General features: G+C 68.6%; 20 protein-coding genes and 1 tRNA gene. 7 read left to right on the plus strand and 14 right to left on the minus strand.

What is annotated here, in order from left to right; translation table 11 throughout:
• Positions 1–8: 8 nt before the first annotated feature.
• Genes CCUG20998_RS26395 through CCUG20998_RS26405 form a run of 3 tightly spaced genes read right to left on the minus strand, consistent with a single transcriptional unit; the run spans position 9 to position 3,279 of the window.
• Positions 9–758 (minus strand): SDR family NAD(P)-dependent oxidoreductase, encoded by a 750-nt coding sequence (locus CCUG20998_RS26395; RefSeq protein WP_020731002.1) that lies wholly within the window; start codon positions 756–758, stop codon positions 9–11.
• A complete protein-coding gene (locus CCUG20998_RS26400) occupies positions 755–1,993 on the minus strand; it encodes an MBL fold metallo-hydrolase (RefSeq protein WP_020731003.1) in 1,239 nt (412 codons plus the stop codon). Before CCUG20998_RS26400 ends, CCUG20998_RS26395 begins: the two co-directional genes overlap by 4 nt.
• Before the next feature lie 14 nt (positions 1,994–2,007).
• Positions 2,008–3,279: a sulfotransferase family protein gene (locus tag CCUG20998_RS26405; protein ID WP_020731004.1), complete on the minus strand. Its 1,272-nt coding sequence runs from the start codon at positions 3,277–3,279 to the stop codon at positions 2,008–2,010.
• A gap of 117 nt (positions 3,280–3,396) precedes the next feature.
• Here CCUG20998_RS26405 and CCUG20998_RS26410 point away from each other — a divergent pair, with 117 nt between their 5' ends.
• From CCUG20998_RS26410 to CCUG20998_RS26420, 3 genes are all read left to right on the plus strand, one after another.
• The gene (locus CCUG20998_RS26410; RefSeq protein WP_036456770.1) at positions 3,397–3,882 is read left to right on the plus strand and encodes a TM2 domain-containing protein; all 486 of its coding nucleotides are present in this window, start codon (positions 3,397–3,399) and stop codon (positions 3,880–3,882) included.
• 71 nt (positions 3,883–3,953) lie between these two features.
• Positions 3,954–4,337 carry a YbjQ family protein gene (locus CCUG20998_RS26415; RefSeq protein ID WP_020726924.1) on the plus strand — a complete coding sequence of 128 codons (384 nt, stop codon included), beginning with the start codon at positions 3,954–3,956 and terminating at the stop codon, positions 4,335–4,337.
• 59 nt (positions 4,338–4,396) lie between these two features.
• Positions 4,397–4,756, plus strand: coding sequence for a hypothetical protein (locus CCUG20998_RS26420; protein ID WP_036456772.1), 360 nt, complete (start codon positions 4,397–4,399; stop codon positions 4,754–4,756).
• 91 nt (positions 4,757–4,847) lie between these two features.
• On the opposite strand, the gene CCUG20998_RS26425 is transcribed toward CCUG20998_RS26420, so the two are convergent.
• The 4 genes from CCUG20998_RS26425 to CCUG20998_RS26440 all read right to left on the minus strand — a co-directional run bounded on the left by CCUG20998_RS26425 (position 4,848) and on the right by CCUG20998_RS26440 (position 6,609).
• A complete protein-coding gene (locus CCUG20998_RS26425) occupies positions 4,848–5,144 on the minus strand; it encodes a hypothetical protein (RefSeq protein ID WP_142401094.1) in 297 nt (98 codons plus the stop codon).
• Positions 5,145–5,513: 369 nt separating this feature from the next.
• A tRNA-Ser gene (locus tag CCUG20998_RS26430) sits at positions 5,514–5,603 on the minus strand.
• Between the two features lie 29 nt (positions 5,604–5,632).
• Positions 5,633–6,091 (minus strand): nucleoside deaminase, encoded by a 459-nt coding sequence (locus CCUG20998_RS26435; protein WP_020731009.1) that lies wholly within the window; start codon positions 6,089–6,091, stop codon positions 5,633–5,635.
• Positions 6,088–6,609 (minus strand): tRNA adenosine deaminase-associated protein, encoded by a 522-nt coding sequence (locus CCUG20998_RS26440; protein WP_036456774.1) that lies wholly within the window; start codon positions 6,607–6,609, stop codon positions 6,088–6,090. Before CCUG20998_RS26440 ends, CCUG20998_RS26435 begins: the two co-directional genes overlap by 4 nt.
• Before the next feature lie 131 nt (positions 6,610–6,740).
• Here CCUG20998_RS26440 and CCUG20998_RS26445 point away from each other — a divergent pair, with 131 nt between their 5' ends.
• The gene (locus CCUG20998_RS26445) at positions 6,741–7,685 is read left to right on the plus strand and encodes a prephenate dehydrogenase (RefSeq protein ID WP_020731010.1); all 945 of its coding nucleotides are present in this window, start codon (positions 6,741–6,743) and stop codon (positions 7,683–7,685) included.
• On the opposite strand, the gene CCUG20998_RS26450 is transcribed toward CCUG20998_RS26445, so the two are convergent.
• The 5 genes from CCUG20998_RS26450 to CCUG20998_RS26470 are packed head-to-tail and all read right to left on the minus strand — an operon-like array spanning position 7,648 to position 11,740.
• Positions 7,648–8,247, minus strand: coding sequence for a putative glycolipid-binding domain-containing protein (locus CCUG20998_RS26450; RefSeq protein WP_036456778.1), 600 nt, complete (start codon positions 8,245–8,247; stop codon positions 7,648–7,650). The genes CCUG20998_RS26445 and CCUG20998_RS26450 overlap by 38 nt on opposite strands.
• Before the next feature lie 4 nt (positions 8,248–8,251).
• Complete coding sequence (locus CCUG20998_RS26455; protein ID WP_020731012.1) at positions 8,252–8,998, minus strand: ABC transporter permease; 747 nt, start codon at positions 8,996–8,998, stop codon at positions 8,252–8,254.
• Positions 8,995–9,675 carry an ABC transporter permease gene (locus CCUG20998_RS26460; protein WP_020731013.1) on the minus strand — a complete coding sequence of 227 codons (681 nt, stop codon included), beginning with the start codon at positions 9,673–9,675 and terminating at the stop codon, positions 8,995–8,997. The genes CCUG20998_RS26455 and CCUG20998_RS26460 overlap by 4 nt, the downstream gene beginning before the upstream one ends.
• A gap of 9 nt (positions 9,676–9,684) precedes the next feature.
• The gene (locus CCUG20998_RS26465; RefSeq protein ID WP_020731014.1) at positions 9,685–10,773 is read right to left on the minus strand and encodes an ABC transporter ATP-binding protein; all 1,089 of its coding nucleotides are present in this window, start codon (positions 10,771–10,773) and stop codon (positions 9,685–9,687) included.
• A 19-nt stretch (positions 10,774–10,792) separates the two neighbouring features.
• Positions 10,793–11,740, minus strand: a complete 948-nt coding sequence (locus CCUG20998_RS26470; protein ID WP_020731015.1) for an ABC transporter substrate-binding protein — start codon at positions 11,738–11,740, stop codon at positions 10,793–10,795.
• A 115-nt stretch (positions 11,741–11,855) separates the two neighbouring features.
• Between CCUG20998_RS26470 and CCUG20998_RS26475 the strand changes: the two genes are divergently transcribed.
• On the plus strand, positions 11,856–12,233 hold the full coding sequence (locus CCUG20998_RS26475) for a LapA family protein (protein WP_011741980.1): 378 nt from the start codon (positions 11,856–11,858) through the stop codon (positions 12,231–12,233).
• Between the two features lie 61 nt (positions 12,234–12,294).
• Here CCUG20998_RS26475 and CCUG20998_RS26480 read toward each other — a convergent pair whose 3' ends face one another.
• Positions 12,295–13,347: a phosphotransferase family protein gene (locus CCUG20998_RS26480; protein WP_020731016.1), complete on the minus strand. Its 1,053-nt coding sequence runs from the start codon at positions 13,345–13,347 to the stop codon at positions 12,295–12,297.
• Positions 13,348–13,431: 84 nt separating this feature from the next.
• Positions 13,432–14,040: a histidine phosphatase family protein gene (locus tag CCUG20998_RS26485; RefSeq protein ID WP_020731017.1), complete on the minus strand. Its 609-nt coding sequence runs from the start codon at positions 14,038–14,040 to the stop codon at positions 13,432–13,434.
• Between the two features lie 407 nt (positions 14,041–14,447).
• Here CCUG20998_RS26485 and CCUG20998_RS26490 point away from each other — a divergent pair, with 407 nt between their 5' ends.
• A complete protein-coding gene (locus tag CCUG20998_RS26490; protein WP_050674645.1) occupies positions 14,448–17,708 on the plus strand; it encodes a PE family protein in 3,261 nt (1,086 codons plus the stop codon).
• 187 nt (positions 17,709–17,895) lie between these two features.
• Positions 17,896–21,069: a PE family protein gene (locus tag CCUG20998_RS26495; RefSeq protein ID WP_116269166.1), complete on the plus strand. Its 3,174-nt coding sequence runs from the start codon at positions 17,896–17,898 to the stop codon at positions 21,067–21,069.
• Positions 21,070–21,261: the final 192 nt, after the last annotated feature.

The raw sequence follows: 21,261 nt of genomic DNA on the forward strand, positions 1-21,261 counted from the left end.
GCGTCGGCTCAGACGCAATCCGACGCGCCGTCGACAACGAACACCGCCCCGCTGGTGTAGCTGCTGCATTCGGTGCACAGGAACGCCACCGTGGGTGCAACGTCGCCGACTGATCCGAAGCGGCGCAACGGAATATGGGCCAGCTCCGCATCCACCAGCTCGGTCGCGAGATGCATCGGCGCGGTCATCGGGGTATCGATAGTGCCCGGCGCCACGGCATTTACCCGGATGCCCTTGGCCGCCCACTTGACCGCCAGGTTTCTGGTGACACAGATGATTCCCGCCTTGGCGGCGCCGTAGCCGGGGACCAGGGTGATCGCGCGCAGTGCCGACATCGATGCCATGTTGACCACGCTGGCGCCTCCAACCGCGGTCGATGCCTTCAGCGAGCGGTAGAGACCCATGGTCAGCCGGTACGGACCGGTCAGATTGAGCTGTACCGAAGCGTCAAAACCATCCGGCTTCGATTCATCAAGTCCCCCGGGGAAATTCGCGCCGGCGTTGTTGACCAGGACATCCAGCCGGTCGAAGTGCTGCGTCAGCTGGGCTATCGAATCCGGGTCGGTGAGGTGCAGTTGCCGGTAAGTCATGCCGGACAAGTCGATGTCGTAGTCCGCGACCCCCGGCTTGGTTCCGGTGACGGTGACCTGGGCCCCCGCGTCCCGGAACAGCATCGCGATCCCATGCCCGATCCCGCTGGTACCGCCGGTGATCAGAGCCGCAGTCCCGGTGAAATCGAAGCTCACCCGCGCCGTCACGAGAGGCTCGCTATCTGACGCTCGAGCCATGCACTTTCCCAGAAGTTGGTACTGCCGGCGAGCAGGTTTTCGTGGGCTTGTCTGAGTACCTCACGGGCGCCCGGATGGTCCCGATCGATCAACTCGGCAAGGTGGATCGCTTGCACCGGGCGGCCGGAGACCAGATGAGCGCGGGCTCGATCCACGATCGCATCCGCGCCCGCCAGATCCACCACATCGGCGGCGACAGCGTCGAATCCAACCGGATACAGCTCGGTTGTCGAGCGATGGTGGAACCAGCCCGAGTAGTTCTCCCAGATCGCCCGCACGTCCCAGGCCACCGTCCCATATCCCTGGCCGACGTCGTATTCGGCGGGTAGCACGATCTCGCGCATCAGGGTTTCTACCTCCTTGCCGGCGTTCATCCCGGCGACGGTCTGATCGTGGACGTACGCGAGGGCGTCGCGCAGTCGGGTGAGCTCGGAATAAATGAGCTCGGCGCCGGTGATCGGGTCGAAATGACCGGTCACCAGAATTTCGGGGCGCAGCTCGCGCACCCGCTCGATCGAGGCGATGGCCGCCAGCGCGTCACGGTACCGGTCGCCGCGCATGGTGACGAGGTTGGGGATGTGGCCGAATAGCGGACCAAAGGTATTTCCGCACAAACATATTCGTTCCTCCGGCAGCCAGACCACCAACGAATCGGTCGTTTCTCCCCCCGGTACCGACAACAGCTCCAGCTGTCGGCTGCCGACTTCCAGGACGAGCGTGTCCGCGAAATCAAGCTCGACGTTGGGCACGCTCTGGCCGGCCAGGCGGGTGGTACCGAGACGTCGCTGGATCGCCTGGATGCCGGCGCTCAGCGTGTCTTTGAAGGCGAAGGCGCTGCGGCTGGCCCGATACGGGATGAGGCGCTCGTTGTCGTCGCGCCAGAGGGTCCAGTTCGCCTGTGCAACAACCTTTGTCTCGGGGTCGCGCACGCTGTCCAGGCCACCGACGTGGTCCACGTGTCCCTGGGTCAAGATGATGTAGCGCACCGGCGAGCAGTCCACGGCATCGAAATTCGCGCGGTGCACCGGGCCCTCAAATCCCATCCCCGTGTTGACCACCACCCGACCGTCATCGGTGGTCAGCAAGTAGGAGTTCGACAGTCCCGGTGAACACCACAATCCTGGCGCGATCTGCTCAGCCCGCTCGGCGGCCGCCGGGCGCATCGCGTCGGCGCCCGGCCTGCTGCGGTAGACCGGTTCGAACATCGCGGTCGTCTCCTTCACTCGGGGCGGACATCAAACCTGTCGAAATAGAAGTCGAACCGTTCCCGAAGTTGCTCGGCCGAACTGCCGAAATGACGTTGCAGGTGGTAGTGCACCCGACCGTGCTTGCCGCGCGGATTGCCGTCCAGGTACTGCTGAAACAGTCCGCGAACCTTCGGGGTCATCGCGACGCCGCTGCGCCGGTAAAGCTCGTCCAGCAGCGCCATTTCGTTGCCGTTGAGCTGATGGAAGCCGATGTCGATGCTGCGGTCGGGCGGCACAATGTCACGGTCACGCACGCAGGCCCGCAGCAGTCGGTACACGCGGTCGCTCCAGTAGTCCAGCAGCCAGCCGGCGTCGATGCTGGTCCGGCGCAGCCGGTCAGAGTAGGCCATCATGGTGATGGTCGACTGGATCACCGCCACCGGATCACGATGCGTGAAAGCCACCGTGGCATCTGGAAAGGTCGCCATCAACGGGCCCAGCTGCTCGCAATGCTGCGGGCTCTTGAGGACCCAGGTTTGCGGGCCGCGCAGAAACGTCAGCGCCTGCAGCACCTTCTTCAGGTAGGCGTAATGGCGGCGTTGGTCGAGCCCAAGATAGTAGTCGCGCCAATCGGGCACCCGCGCATGCCATTCCAGGACATAGGAGGCCAGGTCCAGGTCGAGGAGCTCCACTTCCTCCTCGATTGCTTCGGGAAACCGGTCATGCATGGCAGCCACCACCGGGGCGGTGGCCATCAAGGCATCGTGCTCGGATTTTGCCCTGTTGTAGCGCGGGTCCACGCCGAAGATGTCGGGGCCTTGGCCTCGGGCCGGGATCGGGTCTCGACTCTCCCAGTACGGCAGCGCACGCCGGCGCGGATCGGCAGCGAGCAGATTCACCAGATGGGTGGTGCCCGACCTCGGCATGCCCACCACGACGAACGGTTTTTCGATCCGGATCGATTCGATCTCGGGGTATCGGCGGATGAGGTCGGTCAACGAGAGGCGGTTGCGCAGCAGCCGAACCACTCGCTGCCGCAAGGACGAGCGGGTGAGCTGGGTGAGACCTTGGTCGCCTTCGATCGCTGCCACATGGGCCCTCAAGCGGTCTCCGAAGCCGTCGGTGTCGCCAAGGTCGTCGCCGACCCCGGCCTGGTCCACAGCTTCGGCGAGCAGTGCCGCGATGTCGAATTCGACGTGTCTGGACTCGGTGAACTGCAGAACCTGGCGCTGGACGTCGGTCAGCACGGGCCTCGCCAGATCGTCAAAGTCGATGTCGGCGATGTCAGTGCTGGAAGGTTCCACCGGATCCCCACTTCGACTTCGAGATACTCCAAAGACGGTAGCCGCGGGTGTGGCCGTTTCACCAGCTGGAGCCGGGGTAGCGTGGGGAGGCGAGATACGAGGGGGTAGTGCTAGCCGATGGCGACACCGAATCAACCCGGAGGTTCCTCCGACGAGCCCCCCTGGGTCGGGCAGCCCTACGGCCAACCGGGCCCCAATCCCCAGTTCCCACCGTCATGGGGGTATCCGGCTCAACCGGGGGGCCAGCCACAGCCATACCCCGGCAACCCGTCGTACCGCTACCCCAATTTAGCCCAGGCGCCAGATCCACAGGCGCCCTTTGGACGCGATCCGATCAGCGGTGTGCCCCTTTCCGATAAGTCGGCCGCCACCGCCGGACTGCTGCAGCTGTTTTTCGGTTTCGCCGGCATCGGCCGGTTCTACATCGGCTCGAATTCCGTTGCCACGGCCCAGTTGTGCCTCGGACTCGGCGGCCTGGCCTTCACCGTATTCTGCCTCATCGGCCTTCCGTTTCTCATCGTCGCGGTGTTGTGGGGAATCGTTGACGCGATCATGATCTTCACTGGCAACGTTGCCGACAACTACGGCCGCAAGCTGCGCTAGGCGCCCCGCCCGAGCAGCGGTAGTCTGCAGCGCAATCACGTCGTATCGAACGACCGCAGAAGGGTGGCCCGGTGCTCGTTGTCACGACCAATGACATTCCCGGTTGGGAAATCCAGCGGGTGTGCGGCGAAGTCTTCGGACTGACCGTGCGTTCCCGAAATGCCTTCTCCCAGATAGGCGCCGGATTCAAATCGATGTTCGGCGGCGAGTTGCAGGGCATGACCAAGAACCTGGCCGAGAGCCGCAATGAGGCGATGGCCCGGCTGATGACCGAGGCCCGCAACAAGGGCGGCAACGCGATTATCGGGATGCGCTTCGACACCACCGAGCTCGGTGACGTATGGACCGAGATCTGCGCGTACGGCACTGCGGTGCAGGCGGTGCCGGTCACCGATGCCGCACGCTACACCGCGTCGCAGCTCGGTTATGGCGGCGCTCCCCAGCCTCAGCAATAGCCGCAGGGGCGCTCCGAGCCCCGCCGAGCGTGCCGTGACCATGGCTGTAGGTTCGGGGGGTGATAGTGGGGGCTTTTCTCGCCGAAGCGGCCGCTGCGGTGGATAACAAGCTCAACGTATCCGGCGGCGTGTTGTACCGATACTGGGTCGACACCGACCGGACGGCACGGTTTCTGCTGGTGGTGTTGACCCAGACCGAAACCGACGATCCCCACCAGCGGATCGAAGTCGAGATCAGACCTCCCACCGATGACGAACCCCTGCTGATGGGATTCGAGCTGCCCGACGCCGCAACCACCGCCGAGGTCGGGTTCGCCATCTTCAACATTGAGGTGAGCCTGCCCGTCGACGGCCGGTGGGTAATTGTGGTGACCGGAGGTGCGGGAGCGATCTCGCTTCCGTTATTGATCAGCGGGTAGAACGGGCCCGGCTCGGCTAGATCCCGGTCATTCGCTTGTTCTGCAAGCTATGTCGCACCGCCGAATCGGGGGTGGTTGGGTGTGGCATTGCTCAGCCCGGGTTACCTGGTTGCCCGTTAGTCCCGTTGTCGGAAGGCGAGCCGCCCGCGCCCGTCCCGCCAAGGCTTCCGAATCCATCGCCCGCCACCTTCACCCCAATGCCGGTGGCGTTTCCTCCTGCGCCTCCGAGTCCGCTATTCGACGGGATGACGCCATCATTACCCGCGCCGCCGGCACCACCGGAAACACGCGTGCCGCCACTGCCGCCCTTGCCACCGTTTCCGCCACTGACTCCATTCACGCCGGCCCCCGGCACCACCCATACCGCCATCGCCACCGTGGCCGGCATTTCCAACGGCACTAGAACCATTGACGCCGGCAAGTCCTGCGGCGCCGCCTAGCAACACCGTTGCCGCCGTTGCCGCCGGCGCCACCAGCTCCACCGGCACCCCCGGCCCACCCGACCGTACCCGGGTCACCAGGCACGTCACAGCTCGCGCGAGCACGATGGCCACGGCACTCGAGCTGCTGGGCTGTGCTCCGCTCGTCGAAGCGGTCGTGAGTGACAGCTCGGGTGCTGCAGTTCGTGCCGGTCTCGGGAGAGCGCTGCCTACTTTGCGCGCCCAATACACCCAAGAACAAAAACCTCGGCCGACGGCCGGGGAGTCTGCAGTCGATGACGCGACCCGTGGTGTCACCCACGGGTCGACTCATCGCTTGGCGGTGGCGGAGGGATTTGAACCCTCGGACGGTTTTAGCCGTCACACGCTTTCGAGGCGTGCTCCTTAGGCCGCTCGGACACGCCACCGCCGAGCAGCTTACCGAACCGATGGCCCGTCACCCCAATCGCTGGCGGCCGAAGAACTCTTCCAGGGGCGCAGCGCACTCCTGCGCGAGTACACCACCGCGCACTTGCGGGCGGTGGTTGAGCCGACGATCGCGCACCACATCCCACAATGAACCGACCGCTCCAGTCTTGGGTTCCCACGCACCGAACACCAAACGAGCCACCCGCGCCAGCACCAGCGCACCCGCACACATGGTGCACGGTTCCACCGTTACCGCCAGCGTGGCGCCTTCGAGCCGCCACCCATCCCCAAGCACTCGCGCCGCCGCCCGCAACGCCAGGATCTCGGCGTGGGCGGTCGGATCGCCGAGTTCCTCGCGGGCGTTTACCGCGCGGGCGAGTTCGGTCCCGTCAGCGGAGATCACCACCGCACCGATGGGTACATCGCGCGGACCGGCCGTCGCGGCTACCGCCAGAGCGGCGCGGACCAGATCTTCGTCCGCGATCACCGACCGAGGCGGTCGATTATCGCCGACAGCTGCTCCGCGAAGCCCATCTCCCGGGCGATGCGGCCAAGTTGTTCATCAGCGTAAAGATCGGTCTCGTCGAGGATGACCCCCAGCACGGCCTCGGGCAGGCCGATATCTGCCAGCAGGCCCAAATCGCCTTCCTCGAACGGGTCGGCATCCTCGAGGTCCTCGGGATCTATTTCGGAGTCCAGGCTGTCCAGGACTTCAGCCGCGATGTCGTAGTCAAGTGCCGCGGTGGCATCCGACAACAGCAGCCGGGTCCCTGAAGGCGCCGGACGCAGAATGACGAAGAACTCGTCATCAATGTCCAGGAGCCCGAAGACAGCTCCCGAGCTGCGCAATTCCCGCAGCTCGGTTTCGGCCGCCGACAGCGTGGCCAAGGCCTTCGCGCTCATCGCGGCGCAACGCCATTTACCTTCTTCACGAACCACGGCAACGCCGAAACCGTCCGGCGTTTCCGCGGACGGGCCTTTCGCTGCGGCCCGTTGTGCTCCCATGGGCGCTTACGGTAGTCGCTGGCCAGGTTTGTGACCAGATGACCCTTGACCAGCGCCGCTGGGCAAGCACGGCGGCGGACACACACGAGCAATGCAAGTGTGCCAACCTTGGGACTGTGCAGACGACACCCGTGTGTGTACTCGGGCTGGGCTTGATCGGTGGTTCCATCATGCGGGCCACCGCTGCAGCAGATCGTGTGGTCTTCGGCTACAACCGGTCGGTGGAAGGCGCCAACGGCGCCCAGTCGGACGGATTTGAGGCCACCACCGATCTCGCCGAAACGCTGGCCCGGGCCGCCGACACCAACGCATTGATTGTGCTGGCCGTTCCTATGCCGGCGTTGCCGAGCATGCTGACCCATATCCGCGAGTTGGCCCCTAACTGCCCGCTGACCGACGTGACCAGCGTCAAGACCGCCGTCCTGGAGGAAGTCACCGAGGCCGGTCTGCGCGAGCGCTTCGTCGGCGGTCACCCGATGACCGGCACCGCACACTCCGGTTGGGGGGCTGGTCACGGCGCCCTATTCACGCGGGCACCCTGGGTAGTCAGCGTCGACGACCACGTGGATCCCGTGGTGTGGTCGATGGTGATGCAGCTGGCGCTGGACTGCGGAGCGGTGGTCGTGCCGGCCAAGTCCGACGAGCACGACGCGGCCGCGGCGGCCATCTCGCACCTGCCCCACCTGCTCGCCGAGGCACTGGCGGTCACCGCCGCCGAAGTCCCCCTGGCTTTTGCGCTGGCCGCGGGTTCGTTCCGGGACGCCACCCGCGTTGCCGGCACCGCTCCCGACCTGGTTCGGGCGATGTGCGAGGCCAACACCGGACAGTTGGTGCCGGCCGCGGACCGAATCATCGAATTGCTCAACCGTGCCCGCGATTCGTTGGCCTGCAACGGCTCGGTGGCCGACCTGGTCGACGCGGGCAACGCCGCGCGCACCCGCTACGAGAGCTTCCCGCGCTCCGACATCTCCACGGTGACGATCGGCGAGCCGCGCTGGCGCGAACGACTGGCCGCGGCCGGCCGGGCGGGCGGCGTGATCAAATCCGCTCTGCCAAGCCTGGATAGTCCAGGATGAAACCTTCATCGTCGACGGTCACGGTGGTATCGGCGACCGGGGAGCGCAACTTGATGCCATCCAGGCGGCCCTCACTGCTGTAGCTCACGGTGGCCGCGTCGACGCTCATGTCCGGCACGTTGACGTAGACCATCGGCAAGGTGATCATCTCCGCACGCTCGTGGATTCCGAGGCGCCGGATCGGCAGCGCGTTGAAGAACGGGCTGAACACCAGGTCGATGTCCAGCGCGCCGTTGTACCCCGCTCGGCTCTCCCCCTGGTGGTCGGTGACCAACCACATGTTCTCTTCGTCCCGGGCGATCGCGAGCTGACGTTCCCGCTCGGCCAGCGTGACGGTCAGTCCGAACCGTTTGGTGGCGCCGGTCTCGTCGGTCTGCAGATCGTAGAAAGCGCCGAATGCGGGGTTGCTGGTGGTGGCGGCCGCCACAATGCGGCCATTTGCCCTGATCCGCTTGCCGGACACCTGAATTCGTACCGATTCCATGCGCGAGACGTCTTGAGCACGCCACGTCAACATAGCCGTCCAGAGGCGCCGAGCCGGATCAGAGGAAACTGAGTTCACATGTCTACCGTAGGACGTGTGAACCAACCGCGGCGGAATTGGGACTAACTGCAACGTCAATTCGGTCATCTGGCTGGTGCCAGAACCTGCTCAGGCGGCCGGTACCGGGCACCGACGCCCATCCCGCCAACGCCAGCAGCCCGTCCAAAGACAGCGCCAAGGCCGCCACCATCAGCGCACCGACCAAGGCGATATGGAACTGACGTTCCTTGATCCCATCGATCAGGTAGCGGCCCAGCCCGCCCAGGCTGGCGTAGGCAGCCACCGTCGCGGTGGCGACCACTTGCAGCGTCGCGCTGCGCAACCCGCCGAGTATCAGTGGCAGGGCGTTGGGCATCTCGACGCGCAACACCACCTGGGCCTCGGTCATACCCATCGCACGGGCGGCATCGACCACCAGCGGGTCGACGCTGGCGATGCCCGCGTAGGTGCCGGCCAGTAGCGGCGGCATGCCCAACAGCATCAGCGCGACTATCGGCGGCCCCAGCCCCAGTCCGAACAACAGCACACCGAGCAGCAGCACGCCCAGCGTCGGCAAGGCGCGCAGCCCGTTGACCGCGCTGACCACCAGCACCTGACCACGGCCGGTGTGCCCGATGATCAACCCAATCGGTATGGCAACCAGCGCCGACGCCGTCACGGCCAGCGCGGTGTATTCCAGGTGCTCGGCGGTGCGCTCGGCCAGGCCGGCCGATCCGGTCCAATTTGCGGCGGTGGACAAATAGGACAGCGCCTGCTGCAGGAAACTCATCGGGCCCCACCCACGATCGGAGATCTGAACCGACGCCGGCTGCGCGAGCTGCGCTCCCACGGCGTGGCCAACCGGCCAGCCACGTTGAGCACCATGTCGATCAGGATGGCCAGGACAAACATCACGGTGATACCGGCCACGATCTGGTCGCTCTTGTCCATCAGGTAACCCGCGGTGAACCAGGTGCCCAGACCGCCGATCCCGATCACCGCCCCCACCGAAACCATTGCGATATTGGTCACCACCACCACCCGCAGGCCGGATACCAGCACCGGAATCGATAGCGGCAGTTCAACTTTCAGCATTCGCGCAATCGGCGAATAGCCGACCGCCACGGCGGCATCCCGGACCTGCGCGGGCACCGCATCCAGGGCCTCCAGCACGGCACGCACTAGCAGGGCGCTCGTGTAGGCCGACAGCGCGATGATCACGTTCGCCTCTTGCAGGATCCGCGTCTTGATGATCAGCGGCAACACCACGAACAGCGCGAGCGACGGGATGGTGAAGACGACGCTGGTGGTTGCCGTCGTCAGCCGACGCAGCGTCGGTCTGTGCTGCACGAACAGCCCCAGGGGGACCGCGATCGCCGTACCGATCAGCACCGGAATCAGCGACAGCCGTAGATGGACCATGGTCAGCGCCCAAGCGGCGCCGAGGTGGGTCATCAAGTAAGGCATACCCGGGCCTTATCGCCGGCTTTTCAACGCGGACAGCACGTCATCGGCCAGCACTCCACCGATGACCTTGCCGCCTTCGTCGACGGCCACACCCATGGATGACGGCGACGACAGCGCGGCATCCAGCGCCTGGCTAAGGTTGCCGTTCGGCCGGAATACCGCCCCCACCACCGTCATGGCGTCCGGCAGGGTCGCACCATCGCGGTGGCGGCGCAATCCGTCGGCGTCAATCCAGCCCACCGGGACGTCATCGTCGCTGACCACCAGCGCCCAGCCATCGGGCAGTTGTGAGCGCCCCAGACTGCTCACACAGATCCGCTCGAGGTCATGCAGCTCGAGACCCGCCCCATCGAAGAGTTGCAGCAGCCGGTAGCCACGGCCCAAGCCAATGAATTTCGACACGAACTCATTGGCCGGGCGGGCGAGCAGCCGCGCGGGCTGGTCGCATTGCTGCAGCCGGCCGCCCGGCGCGAACACCGCCACCACCTCGCCGAGTTTGAACGCCTCGTCGATGTCGTGCGTGACGAAAACGATGGTCTTGTGTAGATCACTTTGCAGACGCAGGATTTCGTTCTGCAGGTCATGGCGCACCACCGGGTCGACAGCAGAGAAGGCCTCGTCCATCAACAGGATCGGCGGGTCAGCCGCCAGCGCCCGCGCCACCCCGACCCGCTGTTGTTCGCCACCGGAGAGTTGGGCCGGATAACGGCTGGCCACCTTGGGGTTCAGACCTACCCGTTCGAGTACTTCGTAGGCGGCTTTGCGGGCGGCCCGGCGTGACTGCCCCTTCAGCACCGGCACCGTCGCGACATTGTCGATCACCCGCTGATGGGGCATCAGCCCCGCGTTTTGGATGACGTAACCGATCCCGAGGCGCAACCTCACCGGGTTCACCGTGGAGACGTCGGTGCCGTTGACGGTGACGGTGCCCGAACTCGGCTCGACCATGCGGTTGATCATGCGCAGTGCGGTTGTCTTGCCACAGCCCGATGGGCCCACGAAAACGGTCAGCATGCCGTCGGCGACTTCGAGGCTCAGTTGGTCTACGGCGGTGGTGCCGTCGGCGTACACCTTGTCGACATTGTCAAACCTGATCAATGCGTTTCCCAGTTAGTCTCTAGGGCCGGATCGGATGATCGAAGCCGTTGTCGTGCAACCATTTCCGCGCGGCCTCATCAGGGTCGATGCCACCGTTGCCCGATACCGAAGCGTTGAGCTCAGCCACGCCTTCGGTGGTCAACTTCGCTGACACCGCGTCGAGGACGTCTTTGATGCGATCAGACTTCTTCTGCGAATTGAGCAGCGGCACAATGTTGCCGGCCCGGAAGTTGTGCTCCGGATCGGCGAGCACCACCAGGTGGTTCTGCCGGATCGTCGGCGACGTGCTGAAAATGTCGGCGGCGTCGACCGTTCCGTCCAACAACGCCCGCACTGTTACCGCGCCGCCGCCGTCGTTGATCGTCACGAAATTCTGAGGTGAGATGTCGAGCCCGTATTTCTCGCGCAGCCCACGCAATCCGGACGGCCTGTTCTGAAACGCCGAGGGCGCCGCGAACCGCAGATTCGCGGAATGCGGGGCCAGGTCCGCGATCGTCTTCAGGTTCCACTTGTCGGCGGTAGCACTGGTGACGGTGACCGTGTCGGTATCCGAAGCCGGCGACGGCGTGAGAACCGACAGATCTCCGGGCAGCCGCCGGTAAAGCTCCAATTCGACGGCCTCCAGCAGGGTCACGGTGGCGTGTGGGTCGAAGTACAGCAAGAGGTTTCCGATGTACTCCGGAACCAGATCGATGGAATGGTCCTTGAGCGCCGGTATGTAGGTTTCGCGGCTGCCGATTCCCAACCGCATTCCGACCTCGAAGCCATTTGCCCGCAACGCCTGTGCATAGAGTTCGGCGACAATCTGCGATTCCGGGAAGTCGCCAGACCCGACCACGATCGAGTTGATGTCACAGCTGGTGGTCCCGAATGGGTCCGAACTGCCGCAGGCCGCGACCGAACACACCATCACAACGCACAGCGCTGCGGCGAGTGTTGCGCGGCACACGCGCCGCAGCGTCCCCATGCACCCGACACTATCGTCCGCGATGGTGTGTTGCCGCGCAGACGTGAAAGCGCAGCAAAGTTGCCAGCGGAGATTTAATTACCTTCACCGCGGAAAAAAGGGTAAACATGACGGTATGAGCAGCAACCAATCTGGCTCAGCTGGTCCCCCACCGCAGACCAAAGCGCCCTCGACGCCGGCGCCAAAGCCCGCTCCGAGTTCGGGGGAACCCCCGATCAAGTTCACCCGGGCGGCCGCGCTGTGGTCCTCACTGATCACCGGCTTCTTGGTGCTGATCGTGTTGCTGATCTTCATCGCCCAAAACACCGCCTCGACGGCTTTCGCCTTCTTCGGCTGGCATTGGAGCCTGCCCCTGGGTGTGGCGATACTGCTGGCGGCCGTGGGGGGCGGTTTGCTGACCGTCGCGGTCGGCACCGCGCGGATTCTGCAGCTGCGCCGCGAGGCGAAAAAGAGTCACGCGCAGGCACTGCGGGCCACCAACCCCGGGCGTTGACCGGCCTTGCACGCCGCCGGGCTCGCACCCCGGAAAACCCGGGCAGACATTCGATCTGAGGCTAGGAGATCGGCTTGGTGATCTCCGCCAGGCCACGAGAGATCAACGGCGAAACGACCTCGGGGGCCTCATCGGAGGCATCGGTTTTCCCATCGGCCAGCTCGGACATGCGTCTGCGGAAGTCGATACCGGCGGCGATGATGGCGAGTTTGAAGTAGGCCAACGCCATGTAGAACTCCCAATGCCCCAGCGACATCCCGGAAACCAGCGAGTACCGATCGGCCAACTCGTCGGCCGTCGGTAGCAATGGGGATGTCCAGGCGGCCTGGGTGTTGACGATCAGGTCCAGTGCGGGGTCGCGATACACGCACATCAGCGCCGCGTCGCTGAGCGGATCCCCCAGCGTCGAAAGTTCCCAATCGACCACCGCGCGAACCCGCGTCGGGTCATCGGCGTCCAAGATGGTGTTGTCGATCCGGTAGTCGCCGTGCACGATCGACGTGCAACTCTGCGTCGGAATAGCTTGCTGCAGAGCCGAATGCAGTCGCGCGACGTCGCCGTCACGGCGGTCGTCAGGCAACCGCACCAGGTCCCACTGCGACCCCCATCGACGTACCTGGCGCTGCAGGTAGCCGTCGGGTTTGCCGAAATCGCCAAGCCCAACGGCGCCCGGATCGATGCTGTGCAGGTCGACGAGCACCCGGATCAGTGAGTCAACACAGCCGTCGATCGCCCTGCTACCCAGCACTTCGAGCTGGGCCCGGCGGCGCACCACCTGCCCGGCCACGAACTCCACAATCTGGAAGGGTGCGCCCAGCACCGTGTCGTCCTCGCACAGCGCGATAGCGCGGGCCACCGGAACCGGGGTGTCCTGCAGCGCCGCCACCACCCGGTATTCGCGAGCCATGTCGTGTGCCGAAGGCGTCAGCCCATGCAACGGTGGCCGCCGCACCAGCCAACTCGTCGCATCGTCGTAGACCCGGAATGTCAGATTGGAGCGGCCGCCGGAGATCAGCTCGCCGCGTAGCTCACCCTCTCGCCCCAGACCCAGTGAACGCAGATACCCGTCCAGCGCGGCCAGGTCGAGGCCGTCGAGTCGGTCAACCGAAGTCACCGAACTTGTTTACCACCGCCCACCACCCATTTGCTCCCCGGGCGTGTCGGCACGTCGAAATTCTCGACGGCAGCTGCCGCTGGGCTACCACCGCTGGTTTCGGGGCAGCAGATCCCACACGTGTTCGGTCGAATTCACCGTGGCCACCGTGGCCTGGCCGGTCCGCGAGAACAGCAGCCGGGTGACCGAGGCGTAGTCGATAGGAAACGACAAGAGCCGCGCGGTCCCCAGAATCTCGTGCAGCACCACGTTGATCACTCCGCCATGGCTGAACACCGCGACCGTGTCGTCGGGGCCAGCTGCGGACACCACGTCGTCAACCACCGCACGAACCCGCGCGCGAAAGGCGTCCTCGTCGACCGCGCTGGGCAGCTTCCCCTGAGCCATCCTCGCCCACTCCTGGGGCTTCTCGGTGCGGATCTGCTCGACGGGAATGTAATGCGGCAGGTCGCGGTCGTATTCGGCGAAGCGATCGTCGATGTCGATGGCCAGCCCGCGTGCGGTCGCGACGGGTTCGGCGGTCTGGACGGCACGGCGTTGTGGACTGCTGATCACCCGGGCGATGGGGAACCGGGAGAGCGCCTCGGGCAGGCGGCTGACCTGCGCCACCCCGGTGTCGGACAGGACCGGATCCGAACCTTCGCCATGCTCGCTGCGCAGCGGCAGTGCATGCCGGACCAGCAGCATCTGCATATGGGCTCCCATGCGGTGGTTGGTGTGGTGTGCTGCCCGCGGTCGGGGTCGCTCGGCCCAGCCTCGCACGTGGCCTCGCCGCATGGGCCGGCCGGTGCCCGCTGTGGTGGCCATTGTCCGAGCGCGGAAATCGTGGATTCATGCCTGGTTTGGGCAGGCGCTGGGCGGGTTGTGGTTGGCGTGGTGAGCACCCCCAGTTTGCGTGCGTGAGACGCGAATGGTGTCTGACGGTCAGCAATGTTGCTGTTCATCATCGCGGGGGTGAGACGGCCGCAAGAGCGTGGTCCGGGGTGGCCCTTCTCAACATTTGATGGCGGCTTTGATTCGCCAATACGACGCTGGCCTGCACATTTATGGTCAGCGATGTTGTTGGGCTAAGGGCCTTGCCGACCGATGGGTGGTGCGCTGTGTCGTTTGTGAATGTGGCTCCGCAGCAGTTGAGTGCGGCGGCAGCGGAGGTGGCCGGCATCGGGTCGGCCGTGAGTGCGGCCAGCAGGGCGGCGGCGGCTCCGACGATGGGCTTGTTGGCCGCTGGCGCCGATGAGGTGTCGGTGGGGATCGCGGCGTTGTTCACCGATCACGCGCAGCAGTACGAGGTGGTGCTCGAGGAATTTCTGGACGGCCTGCAGGGAGGGTTCGGGCGGACCCTTGACGCCGCCGCAAAGGCCTACGCGAGTGCGGAGGCCGCCAGCGCCGCCGCGTTGGGGCGGGTGTGGGACGCCACGGCCGGGCCGACCGCAGTGCTCTCCGGTGCCTACGAGGCGGCGGCCACCGCGGCCAAAGCCGGGGAGGGCCCGGTCGGGGTGGTGCAGGCGGTGATCGGCGCGGAATCTGACGCGTTGTTGGTGCAGCCAGCACATACGCTGAGCCAGGCCTGGATCACCAGTCCGCTGGGCCAGGTGGTGGATCCGGTGATCAATGCGCCGTTCGAGGCAGCAATCGGGCGGGACTTGATCGGCAATGGCGCACCGGGGGTGGCCGGAGTCAACGGCGGCGCGGGCGAGGCGGGTGGCTTGCTGTTCGGTGATGGCGGGACCGGGGCGGCGGCCACGGCCACCACCGTTGCCGGCCGCGGTGGAGATGCCGGGTTGATCGGGTCCGGCGGGGCCGGCGGAGCGGGTCTGGCTGGCTCGAGTGCGGCCACGATGGCCGGCGGGTCCGGCGGCCGCGGTGGATTGTTGCTCGGCGACGGCGGGGCCGGAGCGCCCGGGGCGGCGTCGTTTGACCCGAATGTTGCCGGGGGCGCTGGAGGCGCTGGCGGGGACGCCGGGAAAATCGGCGATGGTGGTCGCGGCGGCGACGGCGGGCACGGCGCCACCGGTACCGCCGGCGACGCAACCCATCTCGAAGGCGGCAGGGGTAGTGACGGTGGGGCCGGCGGCAAAGGAGGCAACGCCGGCGACTACGGCCACGGTGGGGCCGGCGGCACGGGTGGCCAGGGCGGCCGGGGCGGCACGGGCAGTGCCGGGCTCACCCCGGGCGACAAAGGGTTTCAAGGCGGTCTCGGGGGCAGCGGCGGGGTTGGCGGAGCTGGCGGCGAGGGCGGCCTGATCAAGGGCAACGGTGGCGCCGGCGGGGCAGGTGGCATCGGCGGGACCGGCGGCATCGGCGGCGACGGCTCACGAGGCGATACACCTCTTGGTCCCTTCAATGTTGACGGCCATTCCGGTGGGGACGGCGGTCGCGGCGGCCTCGGCGGCAACGGTGGTCACGGCGGCGTTGGTGGTGGGCACACCGCCGGAAACGGATTCCACGACGGCACCACGGGCGCCGGCGGTGTCGGCGGTGTTGGCGGGACCGGCGGCAACGGCGGCACCGGCGGTGACGGCCTGCACACCGCACTGGGGCGCCAAGGAAACGGTGGTGCCGGCGGGCACGGCGGGAATGGCAATCAGGGCGGTTACGGCGGCCTCAGCGGTGATGAATCCAGCAGAGCCGCCCAGGGCGCCACCGGAAACGACGGCAACGGCGGTAACGGCGGCAAGGGCGCCAACGGCAATGCCGCACTCGGCGCCAACCGCAACGGCGGCAACGGCGGTATCGGCGGTACTGGTTTCATCGGCGGCAACGGCGGCAACGGAGGCGGCGGCGTCGCCGGCGGGACCGGCGGAAACGGCGGCAACGGCGCTGCCGGAGTCAGCGCAGGAGGCGCAGGAGGCGCCGGCGGCGCCGGCGGTGAGGGCAACGGCGCCAACGACGTCGACGGCGGAAACGGCGGAAACGGCGGAAACGGCGGTCACGGCGCCAGCACCGGAGGCAACGGCGGCAACGGCGGCGCCGGCGGAAACGGCAACGGCGGCACCGCAGGCACCGGCGGCAAAGGCGGGGATGGCGGCACCGCCAGCAATGACGGGGTTGGCGGCGACGGTGGTAGCGGGGGCCGAGGGGGCGACGGCAACACCCGATACACCCCAAGAGGAAACGTCGGCGGCCATGGCGGCAATGGCGGAGCCGGCGGCGCCGCCGGTACCGGCGGCCATGGCGGCAGCGGCGGCGACGGCGGAAACGGAGGGATCAACGCCAACGGCGCGGCCGGCGGCGCGGGCGGCAACGGTGGCGCCGGCGGCGGCAGCACGTTGTTGGCCAACGGGCACGGCGGGTCCGGCGGGGCCGGCGGCAATGGGGGCATCGGCGGCGAGAATGCGTCCAACCGCGGGGCGACTGGTGGTGCCGGCGGCGCCGGCGGGATTGGTGGCGCCGGCAGCCTCTCTATCAACGGCGGCGGTTACGGCGGCCTTGGCGGGAACGGCGGCACCGGTGGTGCCGGAGGCGCCGGCGCCAATGAGACCTACGGCGGGAGTGGCGGTTCCGGCGGCGCCGCCGGCAACGGTGGGGTTGGTGGCCTCAACGGCGTCGGTGGAAACGGCGGGGTCGGCGGCCACGGCGGCACCGGCGCCAACGGCCAGTTCAACGGCGGCAACGGGGGCAGGGGCGGCGTCGGCGGCACCGGCGGCGCCGGAACCACCGCCGGCAATGGGGGCCACGGCGGGACCGGCGGGACCGGCGGTGACGGCCAGACCGCTGCCGGCGTCGGTGGTAGCGGGGGTACCGGCGGCAACGGTGGTTCCTCCAACACTGCCGACGGCGTCGCCGGCAAGGGCGGGGCTGGCGGCGACGCCGGCGACGGCGGCCGCGGCGCACAGACTGGCGCCCAAGGCGGGCACGGCGGTAAGGGCGGGCTTGGCGGCGACAACGTCTACGGAGCCGGCGGCGCGGGCGGCGACGGCGGGCGCGGCGGCTCGGGCGGCTACGCCGGTAACGGTGGCCCCTGGTCAAGTCCCGGCACCGGCGGCACCGGCGGCACCGGCGGTGCTGGCGGCACGGGCGTCACCGGCGGCGACGGCGGGCGCGGCGGCAGCGGCGGCGCCGGTGGAGACGGGGCGGGCACGTTCGCCGGCAACGGCGGCAACGGCGGCCTCGGTGGTGCCGGCGGCCTGGGCACCGACGGCTACGGCGGCTGGGGCGGCGAGGGCGGGTGGGGCGGCGACGCCGGCACCACCAGGTTGAGCTCCGCCGTCGGCGGCTCCGGCGGCAATGGCGGCCACGGCGGCACCAGCACCCTGAACGGACAGCAGGTTGTCGGCAGCGACGGTGGCCCCGGCGAAGGCCCCGGACCAAACCGCTCGGGCGGCGAGGGAGGCAGTCGCGGTCGCCCTGGTGGCCGCTAGTCGCCAACGTGATGTTGGCCCGCAGGGCCCCGGCGCGGCAGCCGCGTGGTGGTGGTCAGCGCGTGGGGGTGGGGTGAATTTTCTCGGAAAACCGGAATCGCTGGTTTTCAGATGGCTAGTATCGCTGTGCTCACGGTGTGGTGATTGCGTGTTGGTGTTGGGCGAGCTACCAGTCGGGGAGACGGTCATGTCTTTTGTGTTTGCTAGCCCGGAGGTGTTGGGGGCCGCTGCCGCCCAGGCGGCGGTGATCGGCTCGGGTGTGCAGACCGCCGGGGCGTGGGCGGCGGGGCCGACCACGGCGTTGGCGGGAGCATTGGGCGCCGATGAGGTGTCGGTGGCGGTGGCCCAGCTATTTGATGGTCATGGGCAGGCCTATCAGGCGATCAGCGCGCAGGCGGCGGTGTTTCATGGCCGGTTCGTCGCGGCATTGAATGCGGCCGCGGATTCCTATGCCGGGGCCGAGGCGGCGGGGGTATCGGTGTTGCAGAGCGCCGGCGCCGATGTGATGGGCGCCCTCAATGCCCCGACGATGGCCTGGTTGGGGCGCCCGCTTATCGGTGATGGCGCCAATGGGGTGGATGGCACCGGAGGCAATGGCGGTGCCGGCGGCCTGTTGTGGGGCAATGGGGGTCGGGGCGGATCGGGAGCGGCCGGTCAGGCCGGGGGCCGTGGGGGTAGCGCCGGGTTGATCGGTACCGGTGGTGCTGGCGGGGCCGGCGGGGCCTCCGCGAGCGGGGCCGGCGGTGTCGGGGGCGGCGGGGGCGCCGGCGGCTGGCTGTTCGGTGCTGGGGGCCAAGGCGGGACCGGCGGCAATGGCCTGACCACCGCCGGGGTGGGGGGTCATGGCGGCGGTACGGGGTTGTTCGGGGCCGGTGGGGCCGGTGGGGCCGGCGGCATCTCGGGTACGGGTGTGGGCGGTGGCGGCGGTCATGGCGGTAACGGCGGCTGGGTAGCCGGCGACGGTGGGGCCGGCGGGGCCGGGGGCACCGGTGGAGGCGCGGGCCGAGGCGGCTGGGTGTTCGGTGATGGCGGGGCCGGCGGGGCCGGCGGGGACGGCGCCACCGGCGCGGCGGGCGCCCAGGGTTTGACCGGACAAACCGGCCAGACCGGACACGACGGCGGGGCCGGCGGGGCGGGCGGGGCCGGTGGCCGAGGCGGCTGGCTGTTCAGTGCCGGCGGCGACGGTGGGGCCGGCGGGGCCGGCGGTGCCGGCGGTGCGGGCGGAGCCGGAGGCGCGGGCGCAACCGCGACGACCGCCGGGACCAGCGGCGGCAACGGCGGTAACGGCGGGGCCGGCGGGACCGGCGGTGATGGCGGTACGGGCGGAGCCGGCGGAGCCACCGGCTGGTTCGGCAGCACCGGGACAACCGGGGCCGGCGGTAACGGCGGCACCGGCGGTAACGGAGCGATCGCTGGCAACGGCGGCGCCGGCGCCAACGGTGATGGCCTCCACCTCGACGGCGGCAACGGCGGCAACGGCGGTAACCCCGGCGCCGGCGGCGCCGGCGGGACCGGCGGGACTGGTTCGCGCACCGGCGCCCACGGCCTGGCCGGCACCACCCCCACCACCAACGCCGGCGACGGCGGGCGCGGCGGAGACGGCTACACCTCCACCGACCCCACCCTCAACGGCGGCAACGGCGGCAACGGCGGAAACGGCGGCGACTACGGCAACGGCGGCGCCGGCGGCAACGGCGGCAACGGCGCCACCGGCGCCCTCGGGACCGCGCCGCCCGCCGCTGGTGATCCCGGCGGCAACGGCGGCAACGGCAGCAACGGCGGCAACGGCGGAGCCGGCGGCACCGGCGGCCTGATCGCCGGTGACGGCGGGGCCGGCGGGCACGGCGGGGGCGGCGGGGGCGGCGGTAACGGGGCGGCCGGGGCCAACGGCACCAACGCCACCACCGCCGGCACCAACGGCGGAAACGCCGGAGCCGGCGGCAACGGCGGCAACGGCGGAACCGGCGGCAACGGCGGCGCCGGCGGGGCCGCAACCCACGGCAGCGCGGGCGCCAACGGGGCCGGCGGGGCCGGCGGTAACGGCGGCGACGGCGCGATCGCCGGTGACGGCGGCACCGGCGCCACCGGTGACGCCACCCACCTCGACGGCGGCAACGGCGGCAACGGCGCCAACCCCGGCATCGGCGGACTCGGCGGGGCCGGCGGCACCGGCGGGGACGGCACCACCCCCGCCGCCCACGGCATCAACGGCACCACCCCCACCACCACCACCAACGGCAGCGGCGGACGCGGCGGAGACGGCTACACCTCCACCGACCCCACCCTCAACGGCGGCAAAGGCGGCACCGGAGGCAACGGCGGCGACTACGGCAACGGCGGCGCCGGCGGAAACGGCGGCAACGGCGCCACCGGCACCACCGGCACCAACCCCACCCCCCACCCCGTCACCAGCACCGCCGCCTCCGGAGCCAACGGAACTGCCGACACCTTCAATGGCGGCAACGGCGACAACGGCGCCTACGCCGGCCAAGCAGGCGGAAACGGCGGCATCGGCTACTACGACGCGCAGAATGCGCTTGGCGGCAACGGCGGGGATGGCGGCATCGGCGGCCCCGGCACTGTCGGCGGCAACGGCGGCCACGGCGGCCCCGGTGTCGACGTCGCCGGAACAGGCGGCGATGGCGGGGCAGGCGGCGACGGCGGCGGCGCCGGCGGAAACGGCGGTGCCGGCGGCAACTCGTTCTATTACGGCAACGACGGGGGTGCCGGCGGCAACGGCGGGGCAGGCGGCGGGACCGGAGGCAACGGCGGCAACGGCGGGTACAGCACCCAAGGCGGTCACAACGGGACCGGTGGCACGGGCGGCACCGGCGGCATCGGCGCCACCGGAGGCGACGGCAGCAACGGCGGAGCAGGCGGCGCCGGAGGCACCGGCGGCCTCTACGGCAACGGCGGCAACGGCGGAACAGGAGGCACCGGAGGCAACGGCGGCACCGGAGCCACCGGCGGCACCGGCGGCACCGGAGGCAACGGCCAAACCTATTACAACGGCGACTCCTCTTCCCCCGGGACCGGCGGCGACGGCGGCACCGGAGGCACCGGCGGCAACGGCGGCAACGGCGGGGACGGCGGCGCCGCGGGCGCCGGCGGCACCTACGGACAATCCGGCACCAACGGCACCGGCGGCAACGCCGGCACCGGCGGCAGCGGAGGCGACGGTGGCGCCCCCGGTGACGGCGGCGCCACCGTGGACGAATACGGCTTTAGTCCCGGTCCTCCTTACGGCGCCGACGGACAAGCCGGCGCGATGGGGGCTACCGGCCAAGACGGCATCGCCGGTATGACCCCGGGCACCGGCACCGCCGGCAATGGCGGCAATGGTGGGCCCGGGGTTCCCTAGACACCCGCTATAGACCACTAGCACCGCTCGTAGGGACCACGTGGTGGACATTGCCCAGGCATGGCAATCGCGGGTTTTCAGCTGACCGGGGTCGCTGCGCTGCTGGTGTGGTGCTCGCGGGTACTGGATGGGCGCCGGGTGGGGCTGGGTGAATTTTCTCGGAAAACCGGAATCGCTGGTTTTCAGATGGCT

The organism is Mycobacterium marinum, from assembly GCF_003391395.1.
In the GTDB taxonomy this organism is placed as follows: domain Bacteria; phylum Actinomycetota; class Actinomycetes; order Mycobacteriales; family Mycobacteriaceae; genus Mycobacterium; species Mycobacterium marinum.